Source organism: Porphyromonas endodontalis ATCC 35406 (genome assembly GCF_000174815.1).
Lineage (GTDB): Bacteria > Bacteroidota > Bacteroidia > Bacteroidales > Porphyromonadaceae > Porphyromonas > Porphyromonas endodontalis.
Window position 1 is genome coordinate 72,027 of the sequence record NZ_ACNN01000026.1, and the last position, 16,636, is coordinate 88,662.

Genomic DNA, 16,636 nt, shown 5'->3' on the forward strand with positions numbered 1-16,636 from the left:
AATACTAGACTGTTGTATGCTTCTTAGAGGTCTCTTACTCCTCTTTTGTGCGATTAATCTGCTTTATTAAAACTGAATGTCGTACAGCAAACGAGCTTGTACACCGGTACTACTGCGCATGATTCGAGCTTTCTTGAGAGCCTCGATTTCCTCTTCGGTAAGTATATTGCGCACTAATTTATCGGAGCCTTCAAACAGGTAACGATCCACTAAGTTTGAGAACTTGTCCTGACGACTTGACTCGTACCACACCGAGGGCGTATTTATGTTTGCAAGTTCAGCAGCCTTGGCGATGGCTTCATCCAGCCCTCCGAGTTCGTCTACGAGGTGGCGGGCCAATGCCTGCTTCCCTGTCCATACGCGTCCTTGTGCAACAAGGTCAACTTGAGACTTTTCTAACTTGCGTCCCTCTGCAACACGAGAGAGGAACGTATCGTAGCCTCGCTCAATGTAAGCTTGCATCAAAGCTCGCTCTTCGTCGGTCATGGGACGAAATACATTGCCAAAATCGGCATATTTTGCTGTTTTTACCCCATCTTCGGTAACGGAGAACTTTTGGGCAGTCCCTGCAAAGTTGGGGAATAATCCAAAGATCCCGATAGAGCCTGTTATGGTTGTAGGTTCGGCAAAGATGTAGTTGGAGGCACAAGAGATGTAGTAACCACCGGATGCTGCATAGTCTCCCATAGAAACGACAATAGGTTTCTTGCTCTTGGTATAGCGCACTGCGTCCCAGATTTGGTCAGAGACATAGCTGCTACCCCCAGGGGAGTTTACGCGGAGAACTACGGCATCAATATCATCGTCATCTGCCGCTTTTAGTAGGCGACCTACAAGAGCCTCGGTAATGGTACCAAACTCAACCCCTGAAGTAATCTCCCCTTCGGCAAATAGTACCTGTACTGTGCCATCTCCGGAATTGTCGTAGCGACGCTCACTGTTATATACTCGATTGAGGGTTACAAAGTGATCTTCTTTTATTCCATACTCATCCTCAAACATCTTGATGACCTCGCGCTCGTAGCAGAGTTTGTCAACTAGTTTTGAGGCTACAAGCTCCTGCTGTGATAGGAACATGGGAGCACGATCTACAAGTCTAGAGAGAGAGTCAAGGGCAATATTTCTCTCCTGAGAGATCCCTTGTAGCATATTGTTCCAAAGTTCGGAGGTAAATGAGGTGATCTGAGCTCGGTTAGGTTCGCTTAGTTTGTCGAGAAGGAAAGGCTCTACCGCCCCCTTATAAGTACCCACTTTGAATACCTGCATAGTTACACCAAACTTCTCCAATGCATTCTTGTAGAATACATTAGATACATACATACCATCAAGCTCCACAGCCCCCTGGGGATTAAGATAAATCTCATCGGCAACTGAGGCTAGGTAGTATCCCTTTTGGCTGTATTGGTCCGCATAGGAAATAACAAACTTACCGGACTTCTTGAAGTCCTTGAGGGCACGACGCAATTCGTCTATTGAAGCCAAACCAGCCTCAGGCATAGCACTTGTAAGATAAATCCCCTCAATGCGTGGGTTCTCCGCCGCATATCGGATGCTGCGGATAGCTTCGGTAAGTGTAAGACTCTTTTCTCGTTTTGAGCCTAAGAAATTATCGAAAGGAGAGTCTGTTTCAATCTCTTTGATTGAGGATAAATCTACTACCAAGAGAGATTCTTTTGGGATACTTACACTCTTATGAGATTGATTTGCCACAACGGCAATGAAACCCATCATGCAGAAAGCTGTAATACAGGTGAGTATCACCGATGCCACGATAAAGCCAAGTATCGAGGCTAAGAACATCTTCAAAAAATCTTTCATTTTCGTTAGTTTGTCGTTTGTTTTCCTACTTGTCGTTAGTCTTTCTCTCTAATCCTTAGGGAGCCAATGCCTCCTAAGAGAAATACAAGTATACCCGGAGCAACTTTAGGGTTATTGGTCGGATACACTTTCATTCCCCGTCACAAATATATGTATAATGTATGAGTTCGGGGATTACTGCCAGAAAATATCAATGATCTAATACAAATAACCTCTCCCTTCCATGCTACGCACAAGGCGAAGACGAAGAAGAGAGAGGCAATAATTCACTCTTATAGAAGAGACCCTAGGAAAGACCCTAAGAGCACCTCCTCGAGAGGAGCAGAATGGAATCTCTATTAACGACGGATACCCAATTCTGCAATGAGTTTACGATAGCGTTCGATATCTTTCTTTGCCACATAGTCGAGCAAGCGACGACGCTTACCAACGAGCATCTTAAGAGCGCGAGCCGTTGCAAAGTCTTTGCGATTGCTTTTGAGGTGCTCTGTAAGGTGGGCAATGCGGTAAGTGAAAAGAGCAACTTGGCTCTCTACGCTACCCGTGTCAGTAGCAGATTGACCATGTTTTTCGAAGATTTCTTTCTTCTTTGCTGAGTCTAGATACATTTCGTTTTATCAATTAACGAGTTAAACTTAGGGTACTACACCCGCCTCGACTAGACTTTGCTGTACTCAGCGGTTGCAGACCGTTTGCAAAGGTAATACATTTTAGGCAATCTCAATACATAAACGTCCAGCCTATTGGGCAGAGTAAAGTTTCATACTACACTCTTTGCAATCGAATGCAAGTCGGATACGCTCCTTGCCATGTACAAGATAGAGTGGCTCCTTATAAGGCATCTTTCGCTTGCTGCGTGTACAATAACCCAAGTGGCGGCGAATGCAATGCCGGCAAGTCATGAGAGGAGCATCTTTTGTGGGAGAGACCTCATATGCAGGGGCAATCTGGCGAGCACCCCAGCTCTGGTAGGCCTTTTTTGCAGCGCAATTGGCTACATTGTAATCAAAGGTAATGGTACCATCGGTACCTATAGCTTGTGGAATACTTGCGTAAGAAGGTCGGTAAATAGGATGAGCTAAATGATGCAACCTAAGGGCTCTATCAAGAGCCTCTACACCCAATCTCTTTAGCGAACTTGCAACGGATAGGGGTACAAAAAATCCCTTTGTATCGACTTCAATCGTAGTCAGGAAAAAGCCGGTTCCACCTAATTTGGCAAGAGCATCTCGCAGACGAATCTCTCCGTTGTTTTGTGTGGCCTTTTCCATCTTGTGGGGTAGTGTAACGCGCGTTGTTACCTTAGATTGAGGGCTATCAATTTCCAAATCAAGCATAAATCCCCAGGGAAGAACTCCAAACTTGAGCTTCACGGGCAATAGCCGTTCTGAGCTATCGGGGCGATTGATTACGCGCTCAAATTGAGTAGAATAATTGCGGTAGATCCTTGTCCCCGGCTTAATGTTCGCAGGGTTATCTACAACGATTTTTCCCTTTTCTTGCAGATGGTTAATGCGCGTCCCTTCCATCGTACCCGCAGGTGTATAGAAGTCAAGTCCATCTCCATTGGCAAGGTCACAACTGCGATCGAGCCATAGGCTATTTCCTTCCATTTTGGAGACAATCCCTACAAATTCGCCCTCACTTTTTGGACTTTCCGGGCGTATTAATACCTCATTAAAATCCCCTTTTCTTAGTTGGTAGGAGGTGGCTCCTCTCGCAAAACTTTTGAAAGGATCGGGAGTAAAAGAGAGGGAAATACGCCCTAGCGAAGACCTTGAATATCGCTTAGGTTGGGCCGCAACAATGTCTTCTAAAAGTTGGTGGTAATATGCTGTAACATTGCGTACATAAGAGGCATTTTTGAGCCGTCCCTCAATCTTAAAACTAACGGCCCCTGCCTCTACAAGTTGGGAGAGAATAGATGATCTATTAAGGTCTTTGAGGGATAGAAGGTAACTCCCCTGTACAATCTTACGCCCCGTAGCATCCTCTAGTGTATAGGGTAATCGGCAATACTGAGCACAGGCTCCTCGATTGGCACTCCTGCCGGCAAATGCCTGGGAGAGATAGCAATGCCCACTATAACTGACACAGAGAGCACCATGGACAAAAGTCTCTAGGCGAAGGTCGGGTACTGCTTGATGCAGCACGGCCGTCTCCTCGATAGTCAACTCACGAGCGAGTACAGCCTGCTCAAAACCCAAGGCTGCTAAGCGTTGTAGTTGTGCTACCGAGTCATTATGGCATTGTGTACTGGCATGTAGGGCAATGGGGGGTAAATCAAGGGTCAAAAGCCCCATGTCTTGGACAATAAGAGCATCAACGCCTATGAGGTAGAGGCGACGAATGAGAGCCTCAGCCTCCGAGAGTTCATTGTCGTATAGAATGGTATTGAAAGCGACATAAACCTTTGCTCCATAGCGGTGTGCTACGGAAACAAGGTGTTGTATGTCTGATAAAGAAACGTTGGCTGCTGCTCGTGCGCCAAATTTGGGAGCACCCACGTATATGGCATCTGCCCCCGAGGAGAGAGCTGCCAAACCGCATTCTACATTCCCTGCAGGGGCAAGTAGCTCAAGTTGGATAGGGGAGGTCGTAGATGCCAAAGAGAAAAATGATTAGAGTTTTTCTCCGTAAGCAAGGTCTCCGGCGTCTCCCAAGCCCGGTACAATGTAGGAGTGATCGTTAAGCTCGGGGTCTATGGATGCTACCCAAATGGTTGCATCAGTATCCGGATCTATGGCGTTTTTTAGATAATCTACGGCTTGCTGGCTAGCTATTACGGATACAAAGTGTACTTGTCGGGGCTTGCCATGAGAGAGCAACGCACGATAGGCAAGTTCCATACTTCCGCCGGTAGCAAGCATGGGGTCTGTGAGAATGAGTACCTTGTCCGTCAGATCGGGGCAAGCGATGTACTCTACAAAAATGTCGAATTTGAGTTTGTCTTTGTATTTACGATAGGCAGATACAAAGGCATTTTCTGCATGGTCGAAGTAATTCAAGAAGCCGGCATGGAAAGGTAGTCCGGCTCGTAAGATAGTACCGATAACCACAGGATCTTGCAGACGATAATTGTGTGCTATGGCAAGCGGTGTCTGTACTTCCTCTTTTGCATAGCTAAGATGCTGGCTCACTTCGTAGGCAAGGAGCTCTCCTATGCGCTCTATGTTACGACGAAAACGCATGGAGTCTTTTTGTACATTAACATCTCGGAGCTCAGCCATATAGTCACTCATCAACGACGGGCGATCGGAGAAATTGATTACTTCTATCATACTATTTTGTCTACTAATTCATTGCAGTATATCTGACGGGCAAAAGTACAATAAAAAGCCAAGCTAACGCGTTATCTCAGCGTGGTAGTACATAAGTTAGTCGCACAATACACCTCTTCTCTATGGAGATGGTTCCTGCTAACCTTTCTGTTCTTAGGAGGGAGTGTAGCGGTTGTATGGGGGCAAAAGCAAGTAGTTCAGCGCCGCCCTTATGCTGATTATCGTGTGTTTCATCTCGGATTTCATGTGGGAATGCACACGCAGGATCTCGCAATAATCAATTCGGGTGCAGCCTCTTCTTCAGCAAGTGGAGCACCGAGCACCCCTCTGTATGGAGAGGTCATGGATTATACCCCGGGCTTTTCTGTGGGACTGATTGCCGACTATACGATCAAACTAAACTGGGAGCTTCGCTTTGTGCCTACACTGCATTTATCCGAAAGAGCTATCTCTTTTTCCGATGGAGAAAAACAGATCGAACGACTCTCCTCTCGCTCCAATCTGATAGAGTTTCCTCTATTGCTTAAGTACTCTTCTCAGCGGATGAACAATATTCGTCCCTATATGCTTGCCGGAGGTTATGCCGCATTGCAAATCGGGCAGAAGCGAGGGGATGCTGTTCATTTCAAGCCTATAGAATATGGTCTTAAGGTGGGGGTGGGCTGTGATATCTATCTTCCTTTCTTCAAACTTTGCCCTGAGTTGTCTCTATCCTATGGCTTAGGAGACGTGATACAGCACGAGCGACCCGATATAGCAGATGATGCTCGCTTTCGATTTACTCAGGCATTGAGAAGCGCTACCCCCCGCATGATTCTACTCACTTTTCACTTTGAGTAGATGATTCTAGATCCTCAGAGGGGAGTAACGAATTGATATTGCGACGTAGACCATCAAACCCGACACGTTGGACGGCAGAGTGTTCAAAAAGTTGTTCAAACGTCTCGTTATCCAGATTTTTCCAGTCATCACTTGTCATTTCCAATAGGTCGGGAGCAGGTTTCAATAGCCCCTCTTGATGCGGATAAGCAAAGCGATTGTGAGGGCATACCAATTGGCAGGCATCACAGCCATATATACGCTCTCCGAGTTGCGCTATTACTTTGGGGGCGAGGCTCCCGTGGTGTTCAATGGTTTGATAGCTAAGGCAACGAGTTGGAGAGAAGCGACCATCTTTGCTAATTGCTTGGGCAGGGCAATGCTCTACACAGCGCATACAGCGACCACAGGGAGAGCCTTCGCTGGGAATGTCTGCCGGCAATTCCAGTGTGGTTACAATCTCTCCCAAAAAGCAAAACGAACCGAAACGAGGGACTATGAGAAGCCCGTTACGCCCTACCTTTCCTACTCCGGATTGTACAGCCCAATAGCGTTCCATCAGAGGAGCCGAGTCCACAAAAACACGCGAAGAAAAGGGCGTTTCGATTCGCTCTTGTAAGTACTTGAGTAGAGTAAACAGCTTGTCTTTTACTACACGATGGTAGTCTTTTCCATAGGCATAGTAGGCAATTTGGGGGGCATCAGTGCGTTGTGTTTTTTCCGGAAAGTAGTTAAAGGCTCCTACAATGATACTCCTAGCTCCCGATACCAATTTGTCGGGATCGAATCGTACTTCTAGGTTGCGCTCCAGGTATCCCATGTCCCCAACGCCCTGCTCTTGCAGGCTGGATATATAGCTCTCGCGTACCTCTTGGGGGATGGGATGAGACCTCGCAATCCCTAAAGCAACAAAACCAAGGCTTTTTGCCAAGGCTTTTATTTCATCAATGATATTTTGGGGCACCACGCCTCTAGGGGAGATAAGAAAAAGAGTAGAGATTACTCACAATAGTGGAGCAACCAAGCCTCGGAGTATTCCGTTCCAGACTTGCGAAGGGTGGCAAGATAGCTCTCTGCCTCATCGCTTGACGTGAAGCGTTTGGCATAGATCAGGCGATTCTTTCCTTTTTTTACGGCTCCCATGGAGGCCGCAAAGGCACTATCTCTATGAGCCTCTAGGTATTCATTTACCTTGGCTTCAGTCCGAAAAGAGCCAATTATCACGTAATAATCCCCTAGAGAACTGGGTGATAATTCTTCGGATTCTGCCTGAGAATTTTCTTCTTTGCAGGTAGTTTCTGTAGAAATTTCACCCTGTTGCAAAGTTTTTTCTCCCGGAAAAATGGATGTTTGTTGCGTCTCTGTGGGAACAAAGCTCGCACTAAAGTATTCTTGTACGGGGTGGGTGGTTACCGGGAGTAGGCAGACAAGGAGCACAGCAGCGGCGGCAGCCCAACCCACAACGCGGCGCGAAACACGAAAATGTAGGTACTTAGCATCCGACTTTTGTTGCAAGGGATCTGCTTTTTCTGTGGTGGCATCCAACTCCTCTACAAGGGGCTTTGCCTCCTCTATCGCAAGGGAAGTAAGGGTCTTTTCACTTAAACGAGGTAGGGTATAGGTGCTAAGCCCATAAGCTTCGCCATACCCAAGAGGGAGACGATTACGCTCGGGTTGGAAATCCATTTTCCCATCCGCCCCAATCATAAGACGCCCTACATGACCTATCAAGATCCCCCCAAGACGAATCATATCGCGACGAAGTTCTTCCACATCGGTATCTACCAAATTGCGTGCTCGTCGCATACTTACGTGGTAGCTCTTCGCATACAAATCATCGAGAAGTCCGTCACGCTCGCGAAGCTCCCCATTGAAATGGAAACACTCTTCCATAGGATATACCATGTACTCTGCATCACTGTAGTGAGCCGGTACATACTCTTTGATAATAGCCCCTAGCGAAGGTATGATCACACAATCGTGCAGAGCAAGCAGCTTATCAAGATGGCTTACGAGTCGGTACATCTATTGGTAGGAGATTCTTATTTGTTCCTTTTTTCTTTGCAACAAAGATAGGGCATTCTTGCGAGATGGCAGGCTCCGTTAGTTGTTGAAATCGAAATTGATACCCAAGCGGAGAGTCATTGGATTGACGGGATAGTGAGCCAAAGACCAGCGTTTAGAGGGTTGAATCAGCATCTCTCCGGCATTGTAGAGCATCACAAAAAAGCGCACCCTTCTTAGTTTGAAGTTGGCAAAGAGATTAAGCAAGGGGAAGTTCCCAATCTTTACTTCTTGCTGATTGATAAATTGCTGCACCGCAGGTTCGTAGTAAGGGGCATAGTACTGAGTGTGATAGTGGCAATCAATCCCCAACTGTGTGCGCATAACGCGTGCCGTATAGAAGTCTAGATAAAGTGACCCATAGGCCGCAAGGGTAGGCAAAGGCATTACTTCTTGGTTGCTCGACAGCTGATAGGCGACCTCAGCTTGCCACCCCAAAATACCCCAATGATACCGATGCTTTAGTCTCCCCTCAAGTATTTCGATGGGAGGGGCATATTGCTGGGCGCGACGTGTTGTATCAAAGTAGATCGTATTGGCAAGTGTGGCCGAGTGTAGTGAAAACTCGGTTCCCCACTGAGGAGCGGAGAGCTTCCCTCCCACTACGAGTTGTTTTGTAAAACCAAATTCATTATCCCACCACACATAGGATCCATGGTGATGACGCCATAGGTGGGGTACTCGGAGGAAATGAAAGCGGGCATCAGCCTCAATACCAATTGGTACTCCCCAAAGCGAAAATTGGGATGATACATTACCGGAGAAGCGCATAGAGCCAATATCCGCACCCAGGACGGCAATTTCCCCTCCTGCGTCAAAGTTCAATCCGGTACCATTGTGCCGCTCAACTCGTCCTCCTATATAGGTGGCAAACTCTTTGGTTTCTTGTTTCCCAGGAATTGAGTCTTGTACATAAAACGCACGGTTTTCGAGTCGAGCATAGCCTGTAAGCCCCATCTTTACCCAGGGGCGAAATCCTTCGCGAAGGGATAAGGAAAAAGTATTGGCAAACTGAACCATGCGAGTGGAGTCCAGCGGATGGAAGGAGAGGGTATCTTGAGTTGCTCCGGGTTTCCGCCACAGATGATTATATGTTTGCCCATAAACAGAGGGTAGCGAACTGGCTCTCTGTGCGATAAAAAGACGTACCCCACGGTCGTACGAAAAGCGATGCCCGATGCTACCAACAGGAACAAAAAGAGCTGTATCTCGCTCCGTAATTGTGCCATTAGGGAGGGTGCTGCCCCTACGGAAGTCCCGAAGAGAGCCTAAGTTATAGCGGTGAGCCAACATGATATGTCCTACCCACATGGCATTACCAACACCCGAAGAGTATTTAACGGGCATCTCAATAGAGCTAATATTTGTACGCCCGGATCCGTACTCTTGTGGGGAGTCTATATAGCCATCTTTTGCCAAGCCTCCGTTTTCGTTTTGCTTGATATAATTATTACCAGCCGAGGTAAATAATTCATATCTAGGGAGTAGGATACTGGCAAAAAGTCGATAACTCACCCCACTAGAGTGGTTGGCAATGTATTGACCTCTGGAATAAGAATAGTTGAAGTCTCCTCCAAAATTGAACGCCTTCCCAAGGTTCACCGCCATGGTCATATCAAGCTCTTCCTCTCGCTGCTCTGCGGTACCATTGCGCTGATAGAGCATGTTGGTATAGGGCGATTTGGTATTGTAGAAGAGTAGGTTGTCGGGGTGGTAAAGGATTCCTTGATAAGCCGATCCAAAGCTAAAAGTGGCATAGTCGGGTTGTCTATTAAAGAATGTTTTGAAGTGGCGAGGGCTAATTAGATTGCCGGTGTATCCCATGGCAAGTCCTTTCCCCTCTACCATCTTTCGTCTATAGTAATCAAGAGCCATGGTATCGATATTGCTCTGATAGGGAGCTCCCGTGTAGGGATGCAGACGAAATCCTCGGAGGGTTTCTCCCCGGTTGATAAGCTCTATATCGCCAAAATCTTTTGCTGTACCAATTGCATAATCAGACTGAGCCAAGAGAGCTTTGCTCGTGAAAATACTCAAGAAGATAAGGGCAAATAATAGCCTTATCCGATGAAATGGAAGATGGACTCGGTACAGACGGATCATGCAAACAGAGGACTAATAGCGATTGTAAACAAGGAGACCACGTGAGGTGCGCTGAGTGGCATAATTTCTAAGAGGAGCTTTTGTTGGTCCCCCTGTAGGCCCACCTCCTCCGTAGAGTATACTATAGGTACTGTGGCATTGGGGGCACTCGGCTTCCAATTGATCATTCACAAAAAGACGTACATCTGCACTTACCTCGTGCGGACATGCAAGGTCGTAGGCATAGTAAACTCCATTCTCAAGCATACTATGGACAACGAGCAGTCCCCCAAAACCTATGGCACTATTCTCTATGGTGCGCTCTTCGATACGAAGGTAACCGGATGGTTGTCGCAATGGAATTGCCTCCGACGAGGCAAAGTCTATCTCGTAGTACACCGGTGCATCGGGTACAGTGGAACGCACATCTACCCCACACGAAGAGAGGAGTAGAAGGGTAATCCACAGGTAAAGAGTCTTAGGATGCACCATGAGAGCATTGACTTTTGTTTATGTGTACTGCACCTTAGTGAGCATTTCTGCCACTTTGTCTAACCCTTCCTTGAGAGGTTTTTCTACCATCATGCGAGCAAAGAAAGGGATATCGGCATCCAACAAAAGGACCAGCCCTGTGCTAGACTCCTCTTCCGAAGAGAGCTGTATCTCAATGCTGAGAGAGGAGGTAAGGACTGTTTGCCCTACGAGACGAATGAGCGAATGGGGCACACGCTTCTCTACAGATAGGGCAATATCCCCAACTTTGGGCACACAGAGTGAGCAACTATCGGAGGTGATATCCTTTATTTCAATCCCCTTGCTTTCTGCAAGCGGAGCAAGTGAACGAAGATTTTCTAGATTAGAAAGTTTGGCAAAGACAGCCTCACAAGAGGTATCAATGCCAACCTTCTTGCTTCTGAAGTCGGACATGAAACGAATTATTATTCCTCCAAAAAACTATTGACGCCAATGCGCAGGATCTTTGCGCCACTCATCGAGTAGAGGTTTGAGATCGGGTGTGATATATCCAATTTTCTCTGCTTCGGTGAGTACAGCACCATAGTTGCTTAGTGTATGCATGGGCACTTTGGCTTCGGCAAACAGCTCTTCGGCTACGGAAAAACCATGTGTATACACGGCATAGAGGGCTAATACATCAGCACCTGCCGCACGCAGAGCCTCTACCGCTTTGAGGCTGCTTCCTCCCGTAGAAATAAGGTCTTCTACCACAAGTACTTTGCTTTGCTCGGGGAGATAACCCTCAATCAAATTTTGCATTCCGTGGTCTTTAGCTTGAGAGCGTACATACACAAAAGGGAGGTGTAAAGCATCTGCCACTAAAGCACCCCAAGAGATGGCTCCCGTAGCAACTCCGGCTATTACCTCCGTTTGAGGGTAACGATCGGCAATCGCCTTTGCCATTGCCATCTTGATATAATCGCGTGCAGAAGGGTAAGATAGGGTGCGACGATTGTCGCAGTAGATGGGGCTCTTCCAGCCTGATGCCCAAGTAAAAGGCTCATTAGGACGTAACTTTACGGCTTCGACCTCAAGGAGGTAGCGGGCAACGGTTTGTTCGGTTAGCTGTGACATAATTATCGTAGTGCTATGGTTTTTTATTGTACTTCTCGAGGAGGTCGGGACGAAGCCTTTTTGTGCGCTTTAGCGCTTGACTCTCTCGCCAGGCATTGATTTTGGCTTCGTGCCCACTTAGTAGAATATCGGGTACGCGCCAACCTCTAAATTCGGCAGGGCGTGTGTATATGGGGGGGGCTAGTAGATCATCTTGAAATGTATCACTCAGAGCACTCTCTGCATCCCCCAATACGCCCGGTAAAAGACGCACGATAGCATCGGTCATAAGAGTAGCAGGGAGTTCGCCTCCCGTGAGTACATAGTCCCCAACAGATATCTCTCGGGTGATGAAATGCTCACGTATGCGATGGTCGATACCCTTGTAGTGCCCACATAAAATAAGGAGGTTTTCTCTAAGGCTTAGATCGTTTGCCATACCTTGACTGAAGCGTTCCCCATCGGGCGATGTATAGATAACTTCATCGTAGGTACGCTCTTTTTGTAGGCTCTCTATGGCATTGACAACGGGTTCTATTTTCATCACCATTCCAGCCTCTCCTCCAAAAGGATAGTCATCTACTCGGTGCCATTTGTCAGTAGAGTAGTCCCGAAGATTGTGCAAAACAATCTTGGCAAAGCCCTCTCGCTGCGCTCTGCCTAGTATAGAATACCCTATGAGAGGCTCTATCATCTCCGGGAGTACCGTTATAATGTCGATGCGTATCATATAGTTCTGCTCTGGCTACAAAAGTACTAAGACCTACCCAATATCCGAGTACCTTGCATCAAGTGATAAGGATAAATGCATGGAGCTTGCTTTCTTCTTTTTGGGGAGGTTATTCACAAAAAAGGTATCAACCGAAAAGAGACTTCCGATTGATACCTAAAGGGAAAAAAGGGCTAGAACTTACTTGTTATCACCCTCTTCGAGGAGTAACTCGAGGCATTTTGCTGCAGAATAGGCAACGGGAGTACCCGGCCCGAATATCGCAGCAACTCCCGCTTGATAGAGGAAATCGTAGTCTTGAGCGGGGATAACACCTCCGGCCGTTACGATAATATCGGGGCGTCCGAGACGCTCTAGTTCTGCAATAACCTGAGGAATAAGAGTTTTATGCCCGGCAGCAAGAGAGCTAACCCCTAGGATGTTTACGTCATTCTCTACAGCCTGACGAGCCGATTCTTCTGGGGTCTGGAAAAGAGGTCCCATATCTACGTCGAACCCAACATCGGCATATCCCGTTGCTACCACTTTGGCTCCACGATCGTGACCATCTTGCCCCATTTTTGCAATCATAATGCGTGGTTGTCTCCCATTACGTTGGGCAAATTCTTTTGCTAACTTGGTAGCATAGGCGAAGTCTTTGTCCTCACCAGTTTCTTTTGAATACACTCCGGAAATCGTTCTAACTACAGCTTTATAGCGACCTACCACCGCCTCACATGCATCTGAGATTTCTCCCAAAGAAGCGTGTAAAGATGCCGCCTTTACGGCAAGTTCTAGTAGGTTGCCTTCTTTTGTTTTGACAGCCTGAGTAATAGCAGCAAGAGCCTCTTGTACGGCTTTTTCGTCGCGGTGGCTACGCAAATCCTTAAGGCGAGCAATCTGTTGCTCTCGCACGGCTGTATTATCAATCTCAAGTATATCGATAGGAGCTTCTTTCTCCAAACGATACTTATTTACACCCACAATAATCTGGCGATGAGAGTCAATGCGAGCTTGGGTGCGAGCAGCAGCCTCCTCAATACGCATCTTGGGAAGCCCTGTTTCGATGGCTTTGGCCATCCCTCCCATGGCCTCTACCTCCTGGATATGTTGCCAAGCACGCTCTGCAAGCTGGTGGGTAAGCGTCTCTACATAGTAGGAACCGCCCCAAGGATCAATCTCCTTGCAGATCATGGTTTCTTGCTGAATGTAGATTTGAGTATTACGAGCAATACGAGCCGAAAAGTCCGTAGGGAGGGCAATAGCTTCGTCCAACGCATTCGTATGTAGAGACTGAGTATGCCCGAGAGCAGCTGCCATGGCTTCGATACAAGTGCGTCCTACATTGTTGAAGGGGTCTTGCTCTGTAAGCGACCATCCCGACGTCTGACTATGTGTACGAAGAGCCAAACTCTTGGGATTGGTAGCCCCAAAACCTTTGACAATCTTTGCCCAAAGCATACGTGCGGCACGCATCTTGGCAATCTCCATAAAGTGATTTACTCCGATAGCCCAGAAGAAAGAGAGACGAGGAGCAAACTTATCTACTTCTATCCCTGCGTTAATCCCGGCACGGAGGTACTCGATCCCATCACAAAGGGTGTAAGCCATTTCTATATCTGCCGTAGCCCCAGCCTCTTGCATATGATAGCCTGAGATGGATATAGAGTTGAACTTAGGCATCTTTTGCGAAGTGTACTCAAATATATCCGCAATGATATGCATTGAGAACTCGGGAGGATAGATGTATGTGTTACGCACCATGAACTCCTTGAGGATGTCATTTTGGATGGTACCTGCCATCTCTTCCAACTTAGCCCCTTGCTCTAGACCGGCATTGATGTAGAAGGCAAGGATGGGAAGAACAGCCCCGTTCATCGTCATCGAAACGGACATTTTAGATAGAGGGATCCCATCGAAAAGGACCTTCATATCCTCTAGAGAGCAGATAGAAACACCCGCCTTACCAACGTCTCCCACTACTCGGGGGTGGTCTGCATCGTATCCACGGTGTGTGGGGAGGTCAAAGGCAACGGAGAGGCCTTTTTGCCCCGAAGCAAGGTTGCGTCGGTAGAAAGCATTGGACTCTTCTGCCGTAGAGAATCCGGCGTATTGTCGGATCGTCCAGGCACGGAGAGGATACATAGCACTGTAGGGCCCTCGTAAATAGGGAGGGATCCCCGATACAAAATCAAGGTGCTCTAGGTCTTTTATATCCTCGTGGGTATATACTTTCTTAACGTGGATTTGCTCAGGAGTAAGCCAAGCCTCGTCTTCTATAGAGGGCATACTTTGTACCGTAGGGGTCGTAGTAAAGCCCTGCTTATCTATGTCGATAGCTGCGTAATTGGGTCTTGTGTACATAATATTACTCTACGGATTTAGATGCCAAAATGCTGATTGAAACTAGCGAGCGTAGCCAAAACGTCGCTCTTCACATGTATGTAATGCTCAATCCCCAGAGCCTCTAGCTCAGGGCGACAAGCCGGATTCCCTGCCACTACCATGGGGCATTTCCCCCCGATAGCTTGATAGGCTTCCGGAGCATAGCTGGCGTACTCATCGTCGCTAGAGCAGAGTACTATGATATCAGCTCCCTTGCTAAATGCTTCGTCTACCCCTTCTTGGATAGAGTCAAACCCTAGGTTATCAATCAATTTATATCCGGCACAAGCGAAGAAGTTACCTGCAAATTGGGCACGAGCAAGGCGCATGGCAAGATTACCAATCGTAAGCATGAAAACCACGGGTTGCTTAGTGGCCTGCTCTGTACTGAGGCGTAAAGCCTCAAAGTCCGAAGCTCCACGGCTGAAGTCCAAGGCGAGTACATCCTCTTCCTTAGAGTGGTCTACACCACAAGAGTGGTGATGTGCTTTTGTTTGAGGAATCTTATCGTGTACCGTTTCTCCAAAGTTGGGGAACTCGTTGGTACCGAGTAGAGACTCTTTGCGTTGTGCCACCGCCTCGTGTCGAGTGCGATTGGTTGCATTGATCTTCTCTTGTACCTTCCCGTCTCGCACAGCTCCAGCAAAACCGCCCTCCTGCTCAATAGAGAGGAACAACTCCCATGCTTTATGGGCAATGTTTGAGGTTAGAGTTTCGATATAATAAGAGCCGGCAGAGGGGTCTATAACCTTGTCGAAGTGACTTTCTTCTTTGAGTAGAAGTTGCTGATTGCGAGCGATGCGCATGGAGAAGTCGTCACTCGAACCATAAGGAGTATCAAAGGGAAGTACCGTGATGGAGTCTACACCACCAAGGGCTGCCGACATGGCCTCTGTTTGCGTACGAAGTAGGTTCACGTAGCTATCGTAGAGAGTCATATTCCATTGCGAAGTAATGGCATGTTGATTGATTTTTGCCACCTCGCGATACTCTTCGCCATGAGCTGCTACAATCTCTGCCCAAAGCCAACGTGCTGCTCGGAATTTGGCAATCTCCATGAAGTAATTAGAACTGATGCCAAAATTGAACTTAATACGTTTTGTTGCCTCCTCTACAGTATAGCCATCCTCTATTTGAGCAGAAAGCATCTCTGCTCCCCACGCCAAGGCATAGCCTAGCTCTTGGGTTATGTATGCCCCTGCATTAGCGAGCATATAGGCATCTACTTGTAGTACTCGCATCCCTTTGAGGGCTTGAGCTGCTTCAACAACGCCTCGAGCCTCGGCGCGCCAATCGGGATTGCGCTTTCTACGTACAAGCTCTCTCTTGAATGGATTGTAGTCAATGGAGCCAATGACTTTGGCTGGATCGATCCCTCTACCTTGGAAGTATAGAGTAAGCTCACGAGCCAAGCGAGCGGCTTGAGATACGCAGCAGCTAAGGTTTAATTCGATAGCTGTTGGTTCTATATCTTTTAGGAGTGCAGAGAGCCCCTCTTGGGTAATCCATGAGGCGGCAAGGGTAAATGAGGGTGCATCTACGCCTTTGAAGAGCAAATCAAGAGCTATACGATTTGCTTCTTCTGGCGAAGAGGCCTGAATCTCTTGCCGTGTGTACCATTCGTTGTTAAGTCTGGTAGAACGTACATAGGGGTACTCGCCGGGAGCAACCATTGGGGTGAGCAATCCATTGAGGTCCTCACGGCGGTAAAACGGTTGTACGTCAAAGCCTTCCTTGGTGCGCCATACGAGTTTTTTATCGTAGGGGGCGCCTTTGAGGTCAGCAGTAATTTTTGCTTTCCACTCTTCTGCCGAGGTAGGAGAGAAGTCTGCAAAAAGATTTTGTTTTGTTGCCATATATATGTATTGTCTTTTCTATCTCAAAATAATAGGTCCGATACGCTTATCGG

14 protein-coding genes are annotated in these 16,636 nt (G+C 47.4%); 1 reads left to right on the forward strand and 13 read right to left on the reverse strand.

What is annotated here, in order from left to right; genetic code table 11:
• Window positions 1-66: 66 nt before the first annotated feature.
• The 4 genes from sppA to upp form a co-directional block, all read right to left on the reverse strand.
• A complete protein-coding gene (gene sppA, locus POREN0001_RS06195) occupies window positions 67-1,818 on the reverse strand; it encodes a signal peptide peptidase SppA (RefSeq protein ID WP_040581000.1) in 1,752 nt (583 codons plus the stop codon).
• A gap of 338 nt (window positions 1,819-2,156) precedes the next feature.
• Window positions 2,157-2,426: a 30S ribosomal protein S15 gene (gene rpsO, locus POREN0001_RS06200; protein WP_004334214.1), complete on the reverse strand. Its 270-nt coding sequence runs from the start codon at window positions 2,424-2,426 to the stop codon at window positions 2,157-2,159.
• Between the two features lie 132 nt (window positions 2,427-2,558).
• On the reverse strand, window positions 2,559-4,427 hold the full coding sequence (locus POREN0001_RS06205; RefSeq protein ID WP_004334244.1) for a peptidase U32 family protein: 1,869 nt from the start codon (window positions 4,425-4,427) through the stop codon (window positions 2,559-2,561).
• 12 nt (window positions 4,428-4,439) lie between these two features.
• Window positions 4,440-5,096, reverse strand: coding sequence for a uracil phosphoribosyltransferase (upp, locus tag POREN0001_RS06210; RefSeq protein WP_040581056.1), 657 nt, complete (start codon window positions 5,094-5,096; stop codon window positions 4,440-4,442).
• A 150-nt stretch (window positions 5,097-5,246) separates the two neighbouring features.
• Here upp and porT point away from each other — a divergent pair, with 150 nt between their 5' ends.
• Window positions 5,247-5,939, forward strand: coding sequence for a type IX secretion/gliding motility protein PorT/SprT (porT, locus tag POREN0001_RS06215; RefSeq protein WP_224208877.1), 693 nt, complete (start codon window positions 5,247-5,249; stop codon window positions 5,937-5,939).
• Here the strand turns inward: porT and queG are convergent.
• From queG to mutA, 9 genes are all read right to left on the reverse strand, one after another.
• Window positions 5,920-6,885: a tRNA epoxyqueuosine(34) reductase QueG gene (queG, locus tag POREN0001_RS06220; RefSeq protein ID WP_040581003.1), complete on the reverse strand. Its 966-nt coding sequence runs from the start codon at window positions 6,883-6,885 to the stop codon at window positions 5,920-5,922. The two genes, porT and queG, sit on opposite strands and share 20 nt — an antisense overlap.
• Before the next feature lie 32 nt (window positions 6,886-6,917).
• A complete protein-coding gene (locus POREN0001_RS06225; RefSeq protein ID WP_004334058.1) occupies window positions 6,918-7,943 on the reverse strand; it encodes an HU domain-containing protein in 1,026 nt (341 codons plus the stop codon).
• Between the two features lie 78 nt (window positions 7,944-8,021).
• On the reverse strand, window positions 8,022-9,992 hold the full coding sequence (locus tag POREN0001_RS06230) for a putative porin (RefSeq protein WP_169307833.1): 1,971 nt from the start codon (window positions 9,990-9,992) through the stop codon (window positions 8,022-8,024).
• A 105-nt stretch (window positions 9,993-10,097) separates the two neighbouring features.
• A complete protein-coding gene (locus POREN0001_RS09075; RefSeq protein WP_004334072.1) occupies window positions 10,098-10,556 on the reverse strand; it encodes a hypothetical protein in 459 nt (152 codons plus the stop codon).
• An 18-nt stretch (window positions 10,557-10,574) separates the two neighbouring features.
• A complete protein-coding gene (locus POREN0001_RS06240) occupies window positions 10,575-10,991 on the reverse strand; it encodes a hypothetical protein (RefSeq protein WP_004334277.1) in 417 nt (138 codons plus the stop codon).
• Between the two features lie 27 nt (window positions 10,992-11,018).
• Window positions 11,019-11,654, reverse strand: a complete 636-nt coding sequence (gene pyrE, locus POREN0001_RS06245; protein ID WP_004334089.1) for an orotate phosphoribosyltransferase — start codon at window positions 11,652-11,654, stop codon at window positions 11,019-11,021.
• 13 nt (window positions 11,655-11,667) lie between these two features.
• Window positions 11,668-12,360: a tRNA (guanosine(37)-N1)-methyltransferase TrmD gene (trmD, locus tag POREN0001_RS06250; RefSeq protein ID WP_211205619.1), complete on the reverse strand. Its 693-nt coding sequence runs from the start codon at window positions 12,358-12,360 to the stop codon at window positions 11,668-11,670.
• A gap of 183 nt (window positions 12,361-12,543) precedes the next feature.
• The gene (gene scpA, locus POREN0001_RS06255) at window positions 12,544-14,706 is read right to left on the reverse strand and encodes a methylmalonyl-CoA mutase (protein WP_004334366.1); all 2,163 of its coding nucleotides are present in this window, start codon (window positions 14,704-14,706) and stop codon (window positions 12,544-12,546) included.
• Between the two features lie 17 nt (window positions 14,707-14,723).
• A complete protein-coding gene (gene mutA, locus POREN0001_RS06260; RefSeq protein WP_004334205.1) occupies window positions 14,724-16,583 on the reverse strand; it encodes a methylmalonyl-CoA mutase small subunit in 1,860 nt (619 codons plus the stop codon).
• Between the last annotated feature and the right edge of the window lie 53 nt (window positions 16,584-16,636).

Excerpts from the sequence above, each read along its gene's own strand:
- POREN0001_RS09075 (WP_004334072.1), bottom strand. The coding sequence starts at position 10,556 with ATGGTGCATCCTAAGACTCTTTACCTGTGGATTACCCTTCTACTCCTC.
- sppA (WP_040581000.1), bottom strand. The coding sequence starts at position 1,818 with ATGAAAGATTTTTTGAAGATGTTCTTAGCCTCGATACTTGGCTTTATC.
- rpsO (WP_004334214.1), bottom strand. The coding sequence starts at position 2,426 with ATGTATCTAGACTCAGCAAAGAAGAAAGAAATCTTCGAAAAACATGGT.
- scpA (WP_004334366.1), bottom strand. The coding sequence starts at position 14,706 with ATGTACACAAGACCCAATTACGCAGCTATCGACATAGATAAGCAGGGC.
- mutA (WP_004334205.1), bottom strand. The coding sequence starts at position 16,583 with ATGGCAACAAAACAAAATCTTTTTGCAGACTTCTCTCCTACCTCGGCA.
- POREN0001_RS06225 (WP_004334058.1), bottom strand. The coding sequence starts at position 7,943 with ATGTACCGACTCGTAAGCCATCTTGATAAGCTGCTTGCTCTGCACGAT.
- pyrE (WP_004334089.1), bottom strand. The coding sequence starts at position 11,654 with ATGTCACAGCTAACCGAACAAACCGTTGCCCGCTACCTCCTTGAGGTC.
- POREN0001_RS06240 (WP_004334277.1), bottom strand. The coding sequence starts at position 10,991 with ATGTCCGACTTCAGAAGCAAGAAGGTTGGCATTGATACCTCTTGTGAG.